This is a genomic window from Amycolatopsis sp. NPDC049252 (genome assembly GCF_043197175.1).
GTDB lineage: Bacteria > Actinomycetota > Actinomycetes > Mycobacteriales > Pseudonocardiaceae > Amycolatopsis.
Window position 1 is genome coordinate 1 of the sequence record NZ_JBICSQ010000082.1, and the last position, 18,278, is coordinate 18,278.

At 72.2% G+C, this 18,278-nt stretch carries 20 protein-coding genes and 1 pseudogene; 7 read left to right on the plus strand and 14 right to left on the minus strand.

Annotated features, from left to right (window positions below; all coding sequences use genetic code 11):
• The 3 genes and pseudogenes from ACGFMK_RS41260 to ACGFMK_RS41270 form a co-directional block, all read right to left on the minus strand.
• Positions 1-218: pseudogene (locus tag ACGFMK_RS41260) on the minus strand (lipoyl synthase); the annotation flags it as partial.
• Between the two features lie 25 nt (positions 219-243).
• Entirely contained in the window at positions 244-1,194 is a 951-nt protein-coding gene (locus tag ACGFMK_RS41265) for an oxidoreductase (protein ID WP_392774993.1), read from the minus strand.
• 18 nt (positions 1,195-1,212) lie between these two features.
• The gene (locus ACGFMK_RS41270) at positions 1,213-1,737 is read right to left on the minus strand and encodes a hypothetical protein (protein ID WP_392774995.1); all 525 of its coding nucleotides are present in this window, start codon (positions 1,735-1,737) and stop codon (positions 1,213-1,215) included.
• Positions 1,738-1,869: 132 nt separating this feature from the next.
• On the opposite strand from ACGFMK_RS41270, the gene ACGFMK_RS41275 reads away from it, so the two are divergent.
• Together ACGFMK_RS41275 and ACGFMK_RS41280 are read left to right on the plus strand one after the other, a co-directional pair.
• Complete coding sequence (locus ACGFMK_RS41275; RefSeq protein WP_392774997.1) at positions 1,870-2,490, plus strand: TetR/AcrR family transcriptional regulator; 621 nt, start codon at positions 1,870-1,872, stop codon at positions 2,488-2,490.
• Between the two features lie 4 nt (positions 2,491-2,494).
• Positions 2,495-3,430 (plus strand): LLM class F420-dependent oxidoreductase, encoded by a 936-nt coding sequence (locus tag ACGFMK_RS41280; RefSeq protein WP_392774999.1) that lies wholly within the window; start codon positions 2,495-2,497, stop codon positions 3,428-3,430.
• A gap of 64 nt (positions 3,431-3,494) precedes the next feature.
• Here ACGFMK_RS41280 and lipB read toward each other — a convergent pair whose 3' ends face one another.
• The 5 genes from lipB to lpdA all read right to left on the minus strand — a co-directional run bounded on the left by lipB (position 3,495) and on the right by lpdA (position 9,248).
• Entirely contained in the window at positions 3,495-4,238 is a 744-nt protein-coding gene (gene lipB / locus ACGFMK_RS41285; protein ID WP_392775000.1) for a lipoyl(octanoyl) transferase LipB, read from the minus strand.
• Positions 4,235-4,858 (minus strand): phosphatase PAP2 family protein, encoded by a 624-nt coding sequence (locus tag ACGFMK_RS41290; protein ID WP_392775002.1) that lies wholly within the window; start codon positions 4,856-4,858, stop codon positions 4,235-4,237. Before ACGFMK_RS41290 ends, lipB begins: the two co-directional genes overlap by 4 nt.
• A complete protein-coding gene (locus ACGFMK_RS41295) occupies positions 4,855-5,730 on the minus strand; it encodes a TIGR01777 family oxidoreductase (RefSeq protein ID WP_392775004.1) in 876 nt (291 codons plus the stop codon). The genes ACGFMK_RS41290 and ACGFMK_RS41295 overlap by 4 nt, the downstream gene beginning before the upstream one ends.
• Before the next feature lie 300 nt (positions 5,731-6,030).
• Positions 6,031-7,818, minus strand: coding sequence for a 2-oxoglutarate dehydrogenase, E2 component, dihydrolipoamide succinyltransferase (gene sucB / locus ACGFMK_RS41300; RefSeq protein ID WP_392775006.1), 1,788 nt, complete (start codon positions 7,816-7,818; stop codon positions 6,031-6,033).
• Between the two features lie 56 nt (positions 7,819-7,874).
• The gene (gene lpdA / locus ACGFMK_RS41305; RefSeq protein ID WP_392775008.1) at positions 7,875-9,248 is read right to left on the minus strand and encodes a dihydrolipoyl dehydrogenase; all 1,374 of its coding nucleotides are present in this window, start codon (positions 9,246-9,248) and stop codon (positions 7,875-7,877) included.
• A gap of 181 nt (positions 9,249-9,429) precedes the next feature.
• On the opposite strand from lpdA, the gene ACGFMK_RS41310 reads away from it, so the two are divergent.
• Positions 9,430-9,774 carry an oxidoreductase gene (locus tag ACGFMK_RS41310; RefSeq protein WP_392775010.1) on the plus strand — a complete coding sequence of 115 codons (345 nt, stop codon included), beginning with the start codon at positions 9,430-9,432 and terminating at the stop codon, positions 9,772-9,774.
• Here ACGFMK_RS41310 and ACGFMK_RS41315 read toward each other — a convergent pair.
• Genes ACGFMK_RS41315 through ACGFMK_RS41325 form a run of 3 tightly spaced genes read right to left on the minus strand, consistent with a single transcriptional unit; the run spans position 9,771 to position 12,685 of the window.
• Positions 9,771-10,223, minus strand: coding sequence for a GNAT family N-acetyltransferase (locus ACGFMK_RS41315; protein WP_392775011.1), 453 nt, complete (start codon positions 10,221-10,223; stop codon positions 9,771-9,773). The two genes, ACGFMK_RS41310 and ACGFMK_RS41315, sit on opposite strands and share 4 nt — an antisense overlap.
• Positions 10,220-11,185, minus strand: a complete 966-nt coding sequence (locus ACGFMK_RS41320) for an SMI1/KNR4 family protein (RefSeq protein WP_392775013.1) — start codon at positions 11,183-11,185, stop codon at positions 10,220-10,222. The genes ACGFMK_RS41315 and ACGFMK_RS41320 overlap by 4 nt, the downstream gene beginning before the upstream one ends.
• A complete protein-coding gene (locus tag ACGFMK_RS41325) occupies positions 11,186-12,685 on the minus strand; it encodes a leucyl aminopeptidase (RefSeq protein ID WP_392775015.1) in 1,500 nt (499 codons plus the stop codon).
• A gap of 109 nt (positions 12,686-12,794) precedes the next feature.
• Here ACGFMK_RS41325 and ACGFMK_RS41330 point away from each other — a divergent pair, with 109 nt between their 5' ends.
• Complete coding sequence (locus tag ACGFMK_RS41330; RefSeq protein ID WP_392775017.1) at positions 12,795-13,643, plus strand: hypothetical protein; 849 nt, start codon at positions 12,795-12,797, stop codon at positions 13,641-13,643.
• Entirely contained in the window at positions 13,636-14,310 is a 675-nt protein-coding gene (locus ACGFMK_RS41335; protein WP_392775019.1) for a DUF402 domain-containing protein, read from the plus strand. Before ACGFMK_RS41330 ends, ACGFMK_RS41335 begins: the two co-directional genes overlap by 8 nt.
• Here ACGFMK_RS41335 and ACGFMK_RS41340 read toward each other — a convergent pair.
• Complete coding sequence (locus ACGFMK_RS41340; protein WP_392775021.1) at positions 14,267-14,569, minus strand: hypothetical protein; 303 nt, start codon at positions 14,567-14,569, stop codon at positions 14,267-14,269. The two genes, ACGFMK_RS41335 and ACGFMK_RS41340, sit on opposite strands and share 44 nt — an antisense overlap.
• 107 nt (positions 14,570-14,676) lie before the next feature.
• Here ACGFMK_RS41340 and ACGFMK_RS41345 point away from each other — a divergent pair, with 107 nt between their 5' ends.
• The gene (locus ACGFMK_RS41345) at positions 14,677-15,780 is read left to right on the plus strand and encodes a branched-chain amino acid aminotransferase (RefSeq protein WP_392775023.1); all 1,104 of its coding nucleotides are present in this window, start codon (positions 14,677-14,679) and stop codon (positions 15,778-15,780) included.
• 73 nt (positions 15,781-15,853) lie between these two features.
• Here the strand turns inward: ACGFMK_RS41345 and cobT are convergent, their stop codons facing one another.
• Positions 15,854-16,930, minus strand: a complete 1,077-nt coding sequence (gene cobT / locus ACGFMK_RS41350; RefSeq protein WP_392775025.1) for a nicotinate-nucleotide--dimethylbenzimidazole phosphoribosyltransferase — start codon at positions 16,928-16,930, stop codon at positions 15,854-15,856.
• Between the two features lie 111 nt (positions 16,931-17,041).
• Here cobT and ACGFMK_RS41355 point away from each other — a divergent pair, with 111 nt between their 5' ends.
• Positions 17,042-17,728 carry a 2-C-methyl-D-erythritol 4-phosphate cytidylyltransferase gene (locus tag ACGFMK_RS41355; protein ID WP_392775027.1) on the plus strand — a complete coding sequence of 229 codons (687 nt, stop codon included), beginning with the start codon at positions 17,042-17,044 and terminating at the stop codon, positions 17,726-17,728.
• Here ACGFMK_RS41355 and ACGFMK_RS41360 read toward each other — a convergent pair.
• Positions 17,725-18,186 carry a hypothetical protein gene (locus ACGFMK_RS41360; RefSeq protein ID WP_392775028.1) on the minus strand — a complete coding sequence of 154 codons (462 nt, stop codon included), beginning with the start codon at positions 18,184-18,186 and terminating at the stop codon, positions 17,725-17,727. The genes ACGFMK_RS41355 and ACGFMK_RS41360 overlap by 4 nt on opposite strands.
• Positions 18,187-18,278: the final 92 nt, after the last annotated feature.

Below are 18,278 nucleotides of genomic sequence, written 5' to 3' on the forward strand. Positions count from 1 at the left end.
GTGGCTTCGCGGTCTTCCCAGCACTCGTAGATGTTGGGACAGCCCGCTTCTTCGCAGACGGTGTGCAGACCTTCGCGGCGCACCAGGCCCTTGAGTTCGGTGAACTCCGGCCCCATCCGCACCCGCGTCTTGATCCACGGCGGCTTCTTCTCGATCGGCGTCTCGCTGTTGCGGACTTCCAGGCGCAGCAGCTTCCGGCCTTCAGGCGCAGCACTCACGCCCCCAACCGTACGCCCGTCCGGACTACGCGGGGTCGGGGGTGACGCCGGTCAACTTCGCGGTGAGATCCCACAAGGCGGCCCCGATCGCCTCGCTGCGCGCGGCGGGGAGCGGGTTCACCTTCACGGGGTGACCCCGCAGGCCGCCGACGCCGCGCGGGCCGAGGTATTCGCCGCCTTGGACGCCGTCCGCGGTGGCCGCGTAGAGCTGCGGGAGCGCGCCCATGCGGGGGCCCTGGGCCAGCAGGATCTCGCCGAGCCGGTTGCCGCCGCCGATGACGGCGCGCAGCACCGGGTTGCGGTACGAGCGGGCCATGCCCTGGCCGAGGCCGGTCCACGTGTAGCCGGGGTGGGCGGCGAGGCTGAGGACGTCGTCACCCGCGGCGCGCAGCCGGCGGTCGAGTTCGAGCGCGAAGACCTGGTTGGCCAGCTTCGACTGGCCGTAGGCGGCACCCGGGTTGTAGCGGCGGTGCTCGAAGTTCGGGTCGGCGACGTCGATGCGTGCGCCGGTCGCGGCGACGCTCGAGAGCGTGACGACGCGGGAGCCGCTGCCACCGCGCAAGGCGGGCAGCAGCAGCCAGGTCAGCGCGGCGTGGCCGAGGTGGTTGGTGCCGAACTGGGTCTCGAAGCCGTCGGCGGTCTTGCCGCGCGGCGTCATCATCAGCCCGGCGTTGTTGATCAGGATGTCCAGCCGGTCACCGGTGCGTTCCCGCACCGAGGCGGCGGCCTCGCGCACCGAGCCGAGGTCGGCCAGGTCCAGCTTGACGAGCTCGGGCGCGGCGCCTGAGGCGGCCGCGCGCACCTGCTCCAGGGCTTTCGCGCCGCGTTCGGCGGAGCGGCACGCGAGGAACACGCGGGCCCCCTTGCCCGCGAGCACCTCGGCCGTGCGGAGGCCGAGGCCGGAGTTCGCGCCGGTGACCACCGCGGTGCGGCCGGTCTGGTCGGCGATGTCGGCTTCGGACCAACGCTGAGTCATGCGCTTACTTAACCGCTATTACGCGCTCGGCGCGAGCAGGCGGCGCAAGCCGTTCATCACCGGGCGGCGCGGGCAGTTGGCCTCCTGGCGGTTCGTGCGCAGCAGCGCCTCGAGCGCGTGGCCCACCTTGGTGATTTCGTCGGCGGGCTCGCGCGGGTCGGCCAGCCCGGAGGTGACGGCGAGCATGCGCAGCTCGCCTTCGTGCATGCGGCGCAGCGACGCATGGCGCTCGAGACCGCCGTCGAGCACCGCGCGCAGCGTCTCGTGCTCGTCGACGGTGGCGCGCCAGGCGCGGGTGACGGCGTCGACGTGGTCACCCAGGCCGTCGGCGTCGTCCGGGTCGGTGACCTCCGTGCGCAGCCGCCCGCTCAGCACCTGCGTCCACTTGTACTGCAGGGCGGCGAGGACGTTCTCCTCGCAGCCGAAGTGGTCCGCGGCACCGGGGACCTCGTCGAGCGGCAGCGGCGCGCCCGGGTTCCGGCCGGCCTGGCGGACGGTGGCTTCGAGGATTTCCTGACGTCGGTAGAAGTCGGTCCAGCTCATGGTTGTGGCTCCCCTTCCGTGGCGGGGGTCATACCGCGGGTCTGCGGCATACTCCCGGTACGGACCTGACACGGTGAACATACCATGGGTATGGAGAGATCCTCCGGGCGTAAAGTTGTGAAGGTGGCGACAATGAGGTCCAGGCGGCTCGACTATTCCGAGTCGACGCGGTCGGCGCTGGTCGACAGCGCGGTGGAACTGATCACCAAACGCGGTTACGCGGGTACCTCGCTCGACGAGATCGCCAAACGCGCCCGGGTGACGAAGGGTGCGCTGTACCACCACTTCAGCGGTAAGCAGGCCCTTTTCGAAGCCGCGTTCGACGCGGTCGAAAGCCTCGTCTACGACCGCCTGGACAAGATCATGAACGGCGACGGCACTCCTTGGGAGCGGGCCCTCGCCGGCCTCAACGCGTTCATCCGCGCCTGCCTCGACCCCGCCTACCAGCGGATCGCCATCCACGAGGCGCCGGTCGTGATGGGCTGGGAGCGCTGGCGCGAGGCCGAGGAGCGGTGCAGTTTCGGGCTCGTGCGGTCGGGCCTGCAGTCGCTGATCGACGCGGGTGAGGTCGAGCCGGTGCCGGTCGAGGTCACCGCGCGGTTGCTGTTCGGCGCGCTGTCGAGCGCGGCCACCGAGATCGCCAGCTCACCCGACCCGAAGAAGGTCGGCGCCGAGATCGAGGACGTGATCGTCCGCATGCTGGTCCGCCTGCGGCGCACCGACGGCGAAGAGGCCACACCGTCGATAGGCTGACGCGGTGGACTTGAGGATCTTCACCGAGCCCCAGCAAGGGGCCAGCTACGACGACCAGCTGCGTGTCGCGAAGGCGACCGAAGCCGCCGGCTACGACGCCTTCTTCCGCAGCGACCACTACCTGAAGATGGGCTCGGCCGACGGCCTGCCCGGCCCGACCGACGCCTGGATCACCCTGGCCGGCCTGGCCAGGGAGACCAGCCGGATCCGGCTCGGCACGCTCGTCACCGCGGCGACCTTCCGGCACCCCGGCCCGCTCGCGATCTCCGTCGCGCAGGTCGACCAGATGTCCGGCGGCCGGGTCGAGTTCGGGTTCGGCGCCGGCTGGTACGACGCCGAACACGAGGCGTACGGCCTCACGCTGCCGCCGCCGAAGGAGCGCTTCGACCGCTACGCCGAGCAGCTCGAGATCGTCACCGGACTGTGGAAGACGCCGGCGGGGGAGACGTACTCCTTCAAGGGCGAGCACTACTCGCTGACCGACTCGCCGGCGCTGCCGAAGCCCGCCCAGTCGCCGGCGCCGCCGGTGATCATCGGCGGCTCGGGCAAGAAGCGCACCCCGGCGCTGGCCGCGCGCTTCGCCGACGAGTTCAACCTCCCGTTCGCCGACCAGGAGACCGCGGCCGCGCAGTTCGCCCGCGTCGAGGCGGCGGCCCGGGAGATCGGCCGCGACCCGAAGGAGATCCTGCGCTCGGTGGCGCTGGTCGTCGGCGTCGGCCGTGACGACGCCGAGGTCGAGCGCCGGGCGTCGGCGATCGGCCGGGACGTCGAGGGGCTTCGGGAGAGCGGCTTGGCCGGCACGCCCGCCGAGGTCGTCGACCGGATCGGGCAGTGGCGCGAGCGGACCGGGATCACCCGCGTCTACCTGCAGCTGCTGGACCTGTCCGACCTGGACCAGATCGACCTCATCGCGTCCGAGGTCGCCCCCCAGCTGGACTGAGGTTCAAAGCCGTGAATGGCACATTGAGGGACTTAGAGTCCCTCAATGTGCCATTCACGGCTTTTCAGTTCTGAAGGGCGAAGGTGACGCCCGCGGCCTGCGGGGCCTCGGGACGCGGCAGCCAGCGGTCGTCGCTGACCGGGAGTTCGCCTTCGAGGGCCGCGAGGACGGCGTCGCGCGCCAGCGGCAGGACCGCCTCCACGCTGACGTCCTTTTGTAGTTCGTAGGACAAGGAAGTCACGCCCGCGTCGCGGATGCCACACGGCACGATGGTGTCGAACGCGGCCAGGTCGGCGTTGCAGTTCAGCTCGAAGCCGTGCATCGTCACGCCGCGCTGGACGCGGATGCCGATCGCGGCGATCTTGCGTTCGATGCCCCGCTCGTCGGCCGGGATCCAGACGCCGCTGCGGCCTTCGACGCGCCCGCTGCGCACACCCAGCTGGTCGCACACGTGGATCAGCGCCTCCTCGAGCCGGCGCACGTAGTGCACGACGTCGATCGGGTCGGCGAGCTTGACGATGGGGTAGCCGACCAGCTGGCCGGGGCCGTGCCAGGTGATCTTGCCGCCGCGGTCGACGTCGATCACCGGGGTGCCGTCGGTGGGCCGGTCTTCGGGCTCGGTGCGCTTGCCGGCGGTGTACACCGAAGGGTGCTGCAGCAGGAGCATCGTGTCCGGTGCGGTGCCGTCGGCCCGGGCGGTGAGGCTGCTCCGCTGGAGCTCCCAGGCCTCGGTGTAGTCGATCGTGCCGAGCTCCCGGACGTCGACGGGCTCGGTGCTGGCGCGGCAGGAAGTGCGGGAAGAACTCACCCGTCGAGGCTACGCCCGTCACCCGCCGGAAGCAGGCGCAAGGCACAGGCTGAGAGCAGCCCGACACCGGTCACCGCCAGCACCGCGCCGATCGTGTCGGTGACCCAGTGCACGCCCAGCACGACGCGGAAGACGGCGATCAGCACGGTCGCCACGACGACGGCCACCGCGACGCGCCGCACCAGCCGCGGCCACAGCCACGCGCACAGCAGGAGCAGGACGAACCCGGTGCTCGCCACCGACGTCACGTGCCCGCTCGGGTAGCTCAGGTCCGGGTAGTCGCGGGGGCGTTCGCGCAGGAAGATCGGCTTGAACACCAGGCTGGTCAGCCGGCAGAGCACCAGCACGACCGCCAGCCGGACGCACAGGCCCACGTGCTCGCGGCGGCGCAACGCCAGCGCGACCAGGGCCGTGCCGAGGACGAAGGGCAGCACCGGCCCGAGGACGTCGCTGCCGGCCTGGGCGATCCGGCCGAGCGGCTGGGCGTAGACACCGTGGAGGGCGTCGGCGACCGCGACGTCCAGGGCGAGCGGCTGCCGCGCGACGCTCAGCCCGAGCAGGACGAACGCGGCCGACAGCACTACGCCGACGACGAGCCAGCGCCGTACCTGGACGGTCATGCCGCCGCGAGCGCGCTGTCCAGCGTGGGGTGCCGGAAGGCGTAACCGGAGCCTTCCAGCGCCGCCGGGACGGCGCGCTGCCCGAACAGCGCCATCTCCTCGCCGGCCTGGCCGAGCACCGCCTTGAGGGCGAACCCGGGCACGAACCACGGCGCGGGCCGGTGCACGGCGCGGCCGACCGCGCGGGTGAACTCGGCGTTGGTCACCGGCGCCGGCCCGGTCAGGTTCACCGGGCCGGACAGCGAGTCGTGCGTGAGGGCGTGGACGATCGCGCCGACCTCGTCCTCGAGGGCGATCCACGGCATGTACTGGCGGCCGTCGCCGAGACGCGCGCCCAGGCAGAACCGGAAGAGCGGGCGCAGCAAGCCGTAAAGGCCACCCTTCGCCGACAGCACCAGCCCGGTCCGGATGTTCACGACACGCGCGTTCGAAGCTCCCGCCGTCGCGGATTCCCACGCTTCGCACAGCTCGGCCAGGAAACCCTGCCCGCGCTTCGCCGACTCGTCCACAGTGGACGATCCGGGATTGCCGTAGTAACCCACGGCGGAGGCGTTGACCAGGACGCCGACGCCGTGTTCGGCGACGGCTTCGGCGAGCACCTCGGTCGGCTCGACCCGGCTGTCGATGAGCTCCTGCTTGCGCATCGCGCTCCACCGGCCGGGGAACAGCGGCTTGCCACCGAGGTTGACGACGGCGTCCACACCGTCGAACGCGCCGTCGGTGATGGTGCCGGCCGGCGGGTCCCAGCGGTGTTCGTCCGCCGCCCGGGTTTCGCGCCGCACCAGCTTGCGGACGTCGTGGCCCTCGCGCCGCAGGCGTTCGCTCAGCGCCGACCCGATCAACCCGCTCGCCCCGGCGATCAGTACTCGCATGGGTCGATCGTGGCCCATCGGAGCCCGCGCCGCACCCCAGCGCGCCGGGCCCGGCCATCGGGTCCGGCTCTGCCGCGTCCGGAAACGGCGAAGGCTGCCACGGGAGTTCCGCCGCACGCGGACGACTCACACCCGCGACCGACGTGGCGGCGGAAGGCGGCGTTGCCCAGGCACGGCTCCCGGGTCCCACTGGATCGGGCGTAACGGGGCGGCCAGACAGCGGCTGATCGGTGAGCGCCGGGCCCGGATGTGCCGAAGGCCACCACGGGAGTCCCGTGGTGGCCTTCGGTGCTCGGTCGGTCAGAGGCCGAGCTCGTCCTCGAAGTTGCCCTCTTCCAGACGCTGCTTGATCGTCATCAGGAAGCGGCCCGCGTCGGCTCCGTCCACCAGGCGGTGGTCATACGTCAGCGGGAGGTACGCCATCGAGCGGATGGCGATGGTGTCGTTGCCGTCGGCGTCGGTCGCGACGATCGGGCGCTTGACGACCGCGCCCGTGCCGAGGATGCCGGACTGCGGCTGCACGATGATCGGCGTGTCGAACAGGGCGCCGACGCTGCCGATGTTCGTGATGGAGAACGTGCCACCGGACAGCTCGTCGGGCTTGATCTGGTTGGCCCGCGCCCGGCCCGCCAGGTCGGCGATGCGGTGCGCGAGACCGGCCAGGCTCAGCTCGCCGGCGTCGTGGATCACGACCGAGAGCAGGCCGCGCTCGGTGTCCACCGCGATGCCCAGGTGCACGGCGCCGTGGTAGGTGATCTCCTTCGTGTCCTCGTTGTAGGACGCGTTGACGTTCGCGTGCTGCTTCAGGGCCTCGACGGTCGCCTTCGCGAAGAACGGCAGGAACGTCAGGTTGACGCCCTCGCGCTCCTTGAAGGCGGCCTTCGCCCGCTGGCGCAGCTTGGCGATCTTCGTCACGTCCACTTCCTGGACCTGCGTGAGCTGCGCGGCGATCTGCAGCGACTCGCGGGTCTTGGTGGCCGTGATCTGCCGGATCCGGCTGGCCTTCTGCACCGTGCCGCGCAGCGCCTGGATCTCCGGGGAGACCGAGACGGCCGTCGGGCGCGGAGCGGCCGGGGCCGACGCGGCCGCGGGAGCCGACGCCGCCGGGGCAGCGGCAGCCGGGGCCGGAGCGGCCGCCTTCTGCTTCTCCTCGGCCGCGGCCAGGACGTCCTGCTTGCGGATCCGGCCGCCAACCCCGCTGCCGGTCAGGCTCGACAGGTCGATGCCGTGCTCCGACGCGAGCTTGCGCACCAGCGGCGTGACGTACGGGCCGTCCGCCGAGCTCTCCTTCGGCGCGGCCGCGGCGGGCTCGGCCTTCGGCTCGGGCTTCGGTTCCGGCTTGGACTCCTGGACCGGCTCGGGCTTCGGCTCCGGCTTGGGTTCCGGCTTCGGCTCGGGCTTGGACTCCTGGACCGGCTCCGGCTTGGACTCCGGCTTGGACTCGGCCTTGGGTGCGGCGTTCGCGTCGCCGATCACGGCCAGGACGCCGCCGACCTCGACGGTCTCGTCCTCGCCCGCGCGGATCTCCAGCACCGTGCCGGCGACCGGCGACGGCACCTCGGTGTCCACCTTGTCGGTGGAGATCTCGAGCAGCGGCTCGTCGACCTCGACCGAGTCGCCGACCTGCTTGAGCCACCGCGTGACGGTGCCCTCGGTGACGCTCTCGCCCAGCTCGGGCAGCTTCACCTCGGTGCCTTCGCCACCCGCGGCCGGCGCGGTGTCCGGCTTGCTCGGCGCGCTGTCCTGGGCGCTTTCCGAAGGCTCGGACTTGGTCTCCGGCTCGGGCGAGGGCTCCGGCTCGGACTTCGGCTCTTCCTGCGCGGGGGCGGAAGACTCGGGCGCGCCGCCGGACCCGTCGTCGATGACGGCGAGCTCGGCGCCGACCTCGACGGTCTCGTCTTCGGCGGCGCTGATCTTCACGACCGTGCCCGCCACCGGGGAGGGCACCTCGGTGTCGACCTTGTCGGTCGAGATCTCGAGCAACGGCTCGTCGACCTCGACGGTGTCGCCCTCCTGCTTAAGCCACCGGGTGACGGTGCCTTCGGTGACGCTCTCCCCGAGCTCCGGCAGTGTGACGGAGTAGGCCATCGTTCGCTGACTCCTCTTTCAAGATTCTGCGTGGTCTGGATTCTGCTGGTGAGACGTCAGCTGTGCACGTGCAGCGGCTTGCCCGCGAGGGCGAGGAACGCTTCACCGAGGGCCTCGGTCTGGGTGGGGTGCGCGTGGATGAGCGGGGCGACGTCCTCGGGGAAGGCCTCCCAGCTGTAGATCAGCTGCGCTTCGCCGATCAGCTCGCCGACGCGGTCGCCCACCATGTGTACACCCACGACGGGCCCGTCGGGCGCCTTGACCAGCTTGACCCCACCGGAGGTCTTGAGGATCTGGCTCTTGCCGTTGCCGCCGAGGTCGTAGGTGAACGTGGTGACGTCCGAACCGTACTTCTCCTTGGCCTGCGACTCGGTCAGCCCGACCGACGCGACCTCCGGGTGCGAGTAGGTGACCCGCGGGATGCCGCTCTCGTCGATCACGCGCGGGGCGAGCCCGGCGATCTCCTCGGCGACGAAGATGCCCTGCTGGAAGCCGCGGTGGGCGAGCTGCAGGCCCGGGACGATGTCGCCGACGGCGTAGACGTTCGGCAGGTTGGTGCGCAGCCGGTCGTCGGTGAGCACGAAGCCGCGCTCGATCTTGACGCCGGCCTCCTCGTACCCGTGGCCCGCCGAGTTCGGCCCGCGGCCCACGGCGACCAGGAGCAGGTCGGCCTCGAGGGTCTCGCCGGACTCCAGCGAGACGCTCACGCCGTTGTCGTCCTGCTTCGCGCCGGTGAACCGCACGCCGGTCTTGAAGGCGATCTTGCGGCGGCGGAAGGCCCGCTCGAGCTGCTTGGAGGCGAACTCGTCCTCGTTCGGGACCAGCCGGGGCAGCGCCTCGACGATGGTGACGTCCACGCCGAAGGAGGCCCAGACGCTGGCGAACTCGACACCGATCACGCCGCCGCCGAGGACCACGACCTTCTTGGGGACGTAGTCCAGGGCGAGGGCCTGCTCGCTGGCGATGACCCGGCCGCCCAGCTCCAGGCCCGGCAGCGTGCGCGAGTAGGAGCCGGTGGCGAGGATGACGTTCTTGCCGGTGTAGCGGGTGCCGTCCACCTCGACGGTCGTGCCGCCGACGAACGTGCCGCTGCCCTCGACGAGGTTCACCTTGTGCGCCTTGGCCAGGCCCTGGAGGCCCTTGTACAGCCGGGAGACGATCCCGTCCTTGTACTTGTTGACCCCGGCGATGTCGATGCCCTCGAAGACGGCCTTGACGCCGACCGCCTCGGCTTCGCGGGTTTCGTCGGCGACCTCGGCTGCGTGCAGCAGGGCCTTGGTCGGGATGCAGCCCCGGTGGAGGCACGTCCCGCCGAGCTTGTCCTTCTCGATCAACGTGACGGAAAGGCCCAGCTCGGCCGCGCGGAACGCCGCGGCGTAGCCGCCCGATCCGCCTCCCAGGATCACGAGGTCGGCGGAGGTGTCGGTCACTTCAATAACTCCTCGGCAAGCAGTGGGGTGATGCTCTGTCGTCGCCCGTTCCCGGTATAACCGCGCGCGCGACTCCGCCATCTTGTCACTACGCCGGACGGGGCTGCGACCTAGCCGGGTGTGCGACACCGACCACACGGGGAGTCCGGGATAATGAGCAGGCAAAGTACCTGGAGGAGAGGTGGTCGTGGTGGGGCTCTTCGACTCGCTGCGCAGGCGCGCCAAGGGCGGTCAGCGGGCCGGTACGCTGCGGAAAGCCAATTCGGACGACACCCGGCACCTCGAGGAGTGGGCGGCCACGCGGCGCGGGGTGGAGGCGTTCGTCGAGCCCAAGACCAACGTCACGGAGACCACAGTGGTCTTGGTCGCTCACGACGGCGAGTGGACCCGGCGGCGGATCGGCAGCCTGGAGTCGGCGCAGTCGTTCGGCCAGCGCCGCTCGATCCCGGTCTACGAGGTCGCGCGGATCGGCTACCCGAAGCGGATGCGCGAGTACACCGAGCGGAAGAAGCGCGGGCAGGTCTAGAGCTCGATCCGGCCGACGACCTCGCCGTTGAAGGTCTGGCCGGTCGGCCGGAAGCCCAGCCGCAGGTAGAAGTCCTCCGGGCCGCCCTCGGCCGGGAGCCACAGCACCGTGGCGGCCTTTTCGCCGCGCCGCCGGGCTTCGCCGAGCACGGCTTCGACGGCGAACCGGCCGTAGCCGCGGCCCTGGACGCCGGCGCCGACGTTGAGCCGCCAGATCCCGCAGCGGAAGAAGTCGAGTTCCGCGCCGGGGTCGAACGCCCCCATCACGAAGGCGGCCGGCTCGCCGTCGGCGCGGATCAGCCGCGGCCAGGCGACCTCCGGCCGGGTGTAGGCCTCGGCGAGCGACACGGCGACGGGCGCGACGAAGTCCTTCTGGTGCTCTTCGACCGCCAGCTGGCAAGTGGCCGCGACGTTCTCGGGAGTGATCTTCTCCACGGTGAGGGTGGTCACTGCGCCGACGCTAACAGGGTGGCGTGGTGTTCGAGGACCGCGCGGAACGACGGGTGCACGGTCGTGCCGAGCACCGGGTCGATCTCCACGACGTGCGACGCGGACAGCAGCAGCACCGCCGGTTCGGCCAGGACGACCACGCCGTTCTCGGCGCGCAGGTCCGCGGTGCCGAGCAGACGCGGGAAGACGACGTCGGCGGGCAGGCCGTCGCAGGTGCGCAGGAACTCGCGCAGGTCATCGGGCAGATCGACGCCGAGCCGTTGCTCCGCCGAGCGGATCGCCGCGGCCGAGGCCGGGGGAGGTGCGGTGGCGCCGCCGCGCAGGCGCAGGATCTCCGTGATCAGCTCCGGCCAGGTGCCCAGGTCCGGCGGGTAGCGCTCGTTCAGGGCCGCGACCAGCGCGCCCGCGCAGGCTTCGGCCCGGTCGCGCAGGCCGAGCGGGTCCGCGCCGGCCACCAAAGCCGGCGCCAGCGAACGGGTCGCCGCCAGGGTCGCGACGTCGGGACGCGGCCCGGCCAGCTCGGCCCAGCGGGCGAGGTCGCCGTCGGCGAGCGCGGTGCGGACCTTGTCCGGCCGGGAGGGCGCGACGTGCTTGAGGACCTCGGCGATCGCTCCGGGCGGGAGGACGCCGTCGAGGTCGGAGACCGGACGGCGCAGTGACGCCGTGTGCGCGCGCTCCTCGGCGTCGAGGTCCAGCGGCGGCAGGCCTTCGGCCCACTCGGGACGTCCGCCGCGGGCTTCGAAGAGCACTTCCCAGGCACGGGCCCGGATCGGGTCGCCGGCCAGCGCGCTCACCGGCCGTTCCGTGCGGGCCTGCCAGTGCGTCACCAGCCGGTCGGCCTCGTCGAGGGCGCCGGTGGTGGCGAGCAGCAGGGCCGCGTACCCGACCTGGCTGTCCACAGTGGACGAAGCGGCGGTCAGGATGTCCCTGACCGCCGCTTCGAGGTACTCGCCTGCGTCCACTCAGCCGTTGGCGGCGATGTCCGCCAGCACCGCGGCGATGGTGCGGACCGGGACGCCGGTGCCGCCCTTGCCGGTGTAGCCCCACGGCGCGCTGGAGTTGAACGACGGGCCGGCGATGTCGATGTGCACCCAGTCGAGGCCGTCGGCGACGAACTCGCGCAGGAAGATCCCGGCCGCGAGCATGCCGCCCCAGCGGTGCCCGGTGACGTTGGCCAGGTCGGCCAGCCGCGAGTCGAGGTCGGCGCGCAGTTCCTCGGGCAGCGGCATCGCCCAGCCGTTCTCGCCGGTGGCCTGCATGATCGCGGCGACGCGGTCGCGGAAGTCGTCCGAGCCCATGACGCCGGCGGTGCGGTTGCCGAGCGCGACGACCTGGGCGCCGGTCAGCGTCGAGGTCTCGATCAGGTAGTCCGGGTTCTCCTCGGCGGCGCGCACCATGGCGTCGACCAGCACGAGGCGGCCTTCGGCGTCGGTGTTGAGCACCTCGACGGTCTTGCCGCCGTACATGGTGAGGACGTCACCCGGGCGGTACGACGTCCCGGACGGCAGGTTCTCCGCCAGCGGGATGTGCGCGACGACTTCCAGCGGGTACTTCAGCTTCGCGGCCAAGACGACCGACGCGAGCACGCCGGCGGCGCCGGACATGTCCGAGGTCATGTGGTCCATGTTGGCGGCGGGCTTGAGCGAGATGCCGCCCGAGTCGAACGTGATGCCCTTGCCGACCAGCGCGACCTTCTTGGCGGCCTTGGCCGGCTTGTAGGCGATGCGCACGAGCCGCGGCTGGCGCGAGGAGCCGCCGCCGACGCCGAGGATGCCGCCGAAGCCCTTGCGCTTGAGGGCCTTCTCGTCGAGCACCTCGAACTCGAGGCCGTTGTCCTCGGCGAGCTTCTTGGCGCGCTCGGCGAAGGACGCCGGGTAGAGGTCGTTCGGCGGGGTGTTGATCAGGTCGCGGGCGGTGAGCACGGCCTCGGCGATGCTGCCGGCCGCCTTCAGCGTCGCCTTGTGGTCGCGGGACGTGCCGTCCGCGGGGCTCGCGAAGTCGACCTTGGCGACCGGCGCGTCACCCTTTTCGGAGCGGTAGTCGGTGAAGACGTACGAGCCGAGGATCGTGCCCTCGACGGCGGCCTGCAGGTCGAGCTCCGAGAGCGTGACGAACGCACGGTCGGTGCCGGCGAGCGCGCGGCCGGCGGCACCGGCGGCGCGGCGGACCTGCTCCGGGGTGACGCCGGCACCCACCTTGCCCAGGCCGACGGCCAAGACCACACCGGCACCGAGCTTGCCCAGCGTCGGCACCTTGACGACCTCTTCGGCCTTGCCGCTCGCGCCGAGCGTGGCGAGCAGGCCGGCGAGCCGGCCGTCGAAGGCGGCGTCCACGGCCGCGGCGCCCGCGGCGAGCACGGGCCCGTCCTCGCCGGCCACGGTGCCGATCACGACCACGTCGGCGCGCGTCTTGGCCAGTGCCTCCCCGGTGTTGTCGGACAGGGCGAGCTTGGGCACGGTCACTTCTGGCTCCTCGCGCGTTCACGTGGTACCGGGCACCGGCCCGGTCGGGATCGTGAGCCATGCTAATGACAGGCGGACCAGGGGTGAACAGAGGGAGAGGGAGGGCGGCGTGCGACTGGGTGGCGGGCTGCTGGTCGCGCTGGCGGCCGGCGCGGCGGGGGCGGGCTGGTGGCTGCTGGCCGGCCTGGTGCTGGCGGCGGCCGTCGCCGGTGGCACGGCGCGGGTGCCGGAACCGGGGGACACCCTGGTGGACCGGGTCGTCGTGGCCGCCGCGCGGCTGGCCGAGATCGCCGTCTACGCGATCGCCTTCGGGGCGTACGTCTTCCCGCCGCACCGCGAACTCGCCGCGGTGGTGTTCGTCGTCGTGGTCGCCGGGGCCGGGTTCGCCGGGATCGAGATCCCTACGTTCGTCGGACGGGCCGCGGGCGTGGTGCTCCTGGCGGCCGGTCTGGTCCTGGTCGCGCTCTGCGTGGCGGTGACGCCGGTGTCGACCGTCGGCGGCGGGCTGCAGCCGCCCGACTTCGCCGGGGTGCTCGTCGCGGCGGTGCTCACGCTCCCGTTCCTGCGGCCTCGCGGTCGCGAACACGCGGGGCTGCGGGTCCTGTTGCTCGGCGGGATCGCGGTGCTGGCCGCCTTCGCCGCGTTGTACCAGCTCGGTGCGGTCCGGCTCGGGCTGTCGCTGACGTCGCTGCGCGACCTGCTGTCCGCCGCCGACGCGGACTCGCTGCAGCCGGTGCTCACCGCGTTCGCCGTGCTCGCGACCGTGGTCCCGGCGCTCGCCGCAGGGGCGGAGGTCCGGACGCGGGCGGGTGTGCCCGGCCTCGCGGGCCTGGCCGTCGCGGCGGTGGCCGCGTACTTCCTGCCGGCGCTCCCGGTGCTCGTCGTCGCGGGGCTGGCGACGGTGATCGAACTGCTACTGGGCGTGCGCGCCCGCCGGTACAGTGGGGCACGTGAGTGATCGACGCCGGCGGCCCGGGCAGACCGTGCTCGAGCGGTTCCACCGGCCGGACGGCTCGATCGGGCAGGTCCACCCGCTGCGCGTCCTCGAAGACGACGGCCGGGTCCTGCTCGGCTGGATCCCGGCGGGCACCCCGATCGTCGGCAGCCGGCTCGCCGACGGGCGGCACATGGCGGACGCGCCCCTGGAGCAGCGGTTCCGCATCCCGCGCGTCGTGGTCCCGGACTTCTGGCACCGCACGTCGAACCTGCGCCGGATCGCCGACGACGAATGGTCGTCGGTCTGGTGGTTCTTCGACGCCGCGGGCCGGTTCACGAACTGGTACGTCAACCTCGAGGTGCCGCTCGGCCGCAGCCCGGGCGCGGTCGACCGGATCGACGGCGTGCTGGACGTCGTCGTGGAGCGGGACGGCACCTGGCGCTGGGACGACGAGGACGAGGCCGAGGTGGCGATCGACGCCGGGCGGCTCACCCCGGAGCAGCTCGGCCGGCTGCGCGCCGAGGGCGAGCGGATCGGCGCGCTGGCCGAGCGCGGCGCCTACCCGTTCGACGGGACGGGCACCGACTTCCGCCCGGACCCGGGCTGGCCGGCGCCGGAGCTGCCCGCGGGGCTGCTGGAGACGCTCAGCCCGCCGTCAGGATCAGGATCAGCGCCAGCACGGCGTTGACGACCGCGAGGATCACGACGGACTTCGTCGGGATCACCTGCGGGAACACCGTCTTGTCGTGGATGCTCCGCCACCACACGACGCCGAAGACGCCCGCGACGAGGCCGAGGAAGCCGCCGAAGCCGCTGCTGAGCACGGCCCAGCCGACCATGCCGAGCAGGCCGACGCCGAAGGTCAGCAGCACCGCGGTGACGAACGTCTTGACGCCGGCCCCGGCACCCGAGGCGCGGGGGACCGGCTCAGTGGAGTGAAAGGTCACGGCGTCATCCTAGAGTCATAACGGGCGGGACGCGGGAGGCCAGGCCGGTCGGGAAAACAGATGGACATCCGACTAACGCGCTTCCGACCACCGGGTATTCTCTGGCCATGACCATCACGACGCAGTTCACCACTGTCCCGCACTCGAGCCCTGCGAGCCAGGAACGCGTCGCGGAGGTACTCGCCGCCCCCGGTTTCGGGCTGTACTTCACCGATCACATGGTGACCGTGAAGTGGTCCAAGAGCGAAGGCTGGCACGACGCGCAGGTCGGCCCCTACGCCCCGTTCACGCTCGACCCGGCGACGTCGGTGCTGCACTACGGCCAGGCCATCTTCGAGGGTCTCAAGGCCTACCGCCAGCCGGGCGGTGAGATCGCGTCGTTCCGCCCGGACGCCAACGCCGTGCGCTTCCGGCAGTCGGCCGAGCGGCTCGCCATGCCGCAGCTGCCCGAGGAGCTGTTCCTCGAGTCGCTGCGCGAGCTGATCGCCGTCGACAACCGGTGGGTTCCCACCCGCCAGGGTGACGCGCTCTACCTGCGGCCGTTCATGATCTCGACGTCCACCGGCCTCGGCGTCAACAGCCCGGCCGCCGACTACCTGTACACCGTCATCGCGTCCCCGGCCGGGTCGTACTTCTCCGGCGGCATCAAGCCGGTGAGCGTCTGGCTGTCCACCGAGTACGTGCGCGCGGCGCCCGGCGGCACCGGCGCGGCCAAGTGCGCCGGCAACTACGCGGCGTCGTTCGTGGCGCAGGCGCAGGCCGTCGAGAAGGGCTGTGACCAGGTGGTCTGGCTCGACGCGGTGGAGCGGCGCTGGGTCGAGGAGATGGGCGGGATGAACCTGTTCTTCGTCTTCGGCTCCGGCGAGAACGCCCGGCTCGTCACGCCCGAGCTGACCGGCTCGCTGCTGCCCGGTGTCACCCGCAAGTCGCTGCTGCAGCTCGCGGAGCGCCTCGGCCACAAGGTCGAGGAGCGCCGGATCTCCACCGAGGAGTGGGAGAAGGCGGCGGCTTCGGGTGAGCTGACGGAGACGTTCGCCTGCGGCACGGCGGCGGTCATCACGCCGGTCGGGCACGTCAAGCACGCGAACGGAGAGTTCACCATCGGCGACGGGCAGCCGGGCACCCTGACGATGAAGCTGCGCGAAGAGCTGACCGGCATCCAGGAGGGCACCCGCCCGGACCCGGACAACTGGATGGTCGACCTCGGCTGAGTTCCGCCAAGTGCCGTGAAGGCCTCCTTACCGGCCATAAGCGCCGGTAAGGAGGCCTTCACGGCTTTCGGGGTCAGGTGGCGGTGGCGGGGATGAGCGGGCCGGAGACGCCGGCCTGCTCGTGCGTCGCCGTCTCGGCCAGGACGCGCGCGGCCATCGCCAGCAGCGGCAACGCCGTCACCGCGCCGGTGCCTTCGCCGAGCCGGACGTCCAGCTCCAGCAGCGGGCCCAGGTCCAGGTGCTCCAGGGCGAGCACGTGCGCCGGCTCGGCCGTGCGCTGCCCGGCCACCCACCAGCGGCGGGCGCCCGGGGCGAGGTCCTCGGCGACCAGGGCCGCCGCGCAGGCGACGAGACCGTCCAGCACCACCGGCGTCCGCCGGACCGCGGCCTGGGCCAGGAACCCGGCCATCGCGGCGATGTCGGCGCCCGCGGCGGTGCGCAGCAGGGCGATCGGGTCGGCGAGCACGACGCGGGCCCGGCGCAGGGCGTCGCGCACGGCGGTGGCCTTGCGCATCCAGGCGTCGTCGTCGATGCCGGACCCGCGCCCGACCACGGCCACCGGCTCGGTGCCGGTCAACGCCGCGACGAGCACCGACGCCGGCGTGCTGTTGCCGATCCCGAGGTCACCGGGGATGAGCAGGTCCGCGCCGCCGTCGACCTCGGCGTCGGCGATCGTGATCCCGGCGCGCAGGGCGGCCTTGACCTCGTCGGCGCTCAGGGCGTCTTCGACGTCGATCGAGCCGGAGCCGCGGCGGACCTTGAACTCGCCGATCGAGCGGGTCGCCGGGGCCTCGGCGTCCACGGCCATGTCGACCACGCGGACGCTCGCGCCCGCGGCGGCGGCCAGCACGTTGATCACGGCGCCGCCGGTCAGCATCGTGCCCAGCAGCTGCGAGGTGACCTCGGCGGGATAGGCCGAGACGCCCTTGGCGGCGATGCCGTGGTCCCCGGCGAAGACGACGACGCGCGGCCGGGTGAACGGCCGCGGCGGCGACTGGCCCTGGCAGGCCGCGATCCAGACGCCCAGCTCTTCGAGCCTGCCGAGCGAACCGGCGGGCTTGACCAGCTTGTCGTGGAGCGCGATCGCCGCGGAGCGGGCGTGCTCGTCGGGCGGGGTGATCTCGGGGAACTCGATGTCGTCCGGCTCCACACCAGGCCCTTCCTCTTGCGTGGCAACGCTGGAGCCCAACCTACCGGGCCGGGGGCCGTGCCCGGTCGCCGCGTGGGCCGGGATCCGCCACTCCCAGTAGTCTCGCCGCTCGTGGAGAAGACTGCGGCCGCGGTGGTGCTGGCCAGCGGCGCGGGCACCCGCGTCGGCGCGAAGGTGAACAAGGTCTACCTGCCGCTCGCCGGGCGGCGGGTGCTCGCCTGGTCGCTCGACGCCTTCGCCCGCGTCCCCGGGATCGGCGTGCTGGTGCTCGTGATCCGGCCGCAGGACACGGAACTGGCCCAAGAGGTCTTGGCCGGCCTCGACGACGAAGTCGAGGTCGTGCACGGCGGGGACACCCGGCAGGCGTCCGAGCTGAACGCGCTGCGCCACCTCGCCCCGCGCATAACAGGCGGCCGGGTCGACGCCGTGCTGCTGCACGACGCGGCCCGGCCGCTGGTCCACCCCGAACTGGTCGGTGCGGTGCTGGCCCGGACACGCGAGGACGGGGGGGCTGTGCCGGGCCTCGCCGCGGACGACGTCGTCGAGGTGGATGCCGGGCACCTGGTCGCCCAGGTGCCCGGCGCGATCCGCGTCCAGACGCCTCAGGGCTTCCGGGCCGGACCGCTGCTCGAGGCCTACGAACAGGCCGAACGGGAAGGTTTCGTGGGTACGGACACTTCGTCCTGCATGGAGCGGTTCTCCTCCCTGCCGATCCGGTGGGTCCCCGGGGCGCCCGAGAACCTGAAGATCACCTACCCCCACGACCTGGTCGTCGCGGAGCGGCTGCTCGCCCGCTAGGCACACGCCGGCGGCCCGCCGTCGTCCCCTTTCTCCTCGTCGAAGCCGCAGCCCGTGCCGGTCGGCCGGATCGTCACGTCCGCGCGGAGCTCCATCGGGATGTGGCACCCCGGCTGTGGCCGGAGTGCCTGCAGCGGCGCGCCGGGGGTGCCCGGCTCCGCCAGCGTCAGTGCCGCCCGCAGCGTCCAGACCGGGGTGGCGTGGTACTGCCACGTCACCACCCGCGGGCTGAACACGTCGGTACCCGGGAAGGTCGGCACCCGGTAGGCGCTGGCCCGGTGTTCGTCCCGGATGACGACCACGTCCGCGCAGGTCTGCCACTGGAAGACCGCCGCGTAGATCTCCGGCGCCTCACGGCCGCCGAACAGGTGCAGCACCCATTTGCGGCGCCGGAGCTCCTCGAGCAGTTCCTCGAGGTCCGGGCCGCCTGATCCGGTGTGGGATGTGGGCGGGGACACACTTTCGAGGGTAACTTGCGTACTAGAGCGCAGTCCAGCGCGTGTACTAGTACACCTGGGTGGTTCTGAGCAGGGCTTTGAGGGAGACCCCC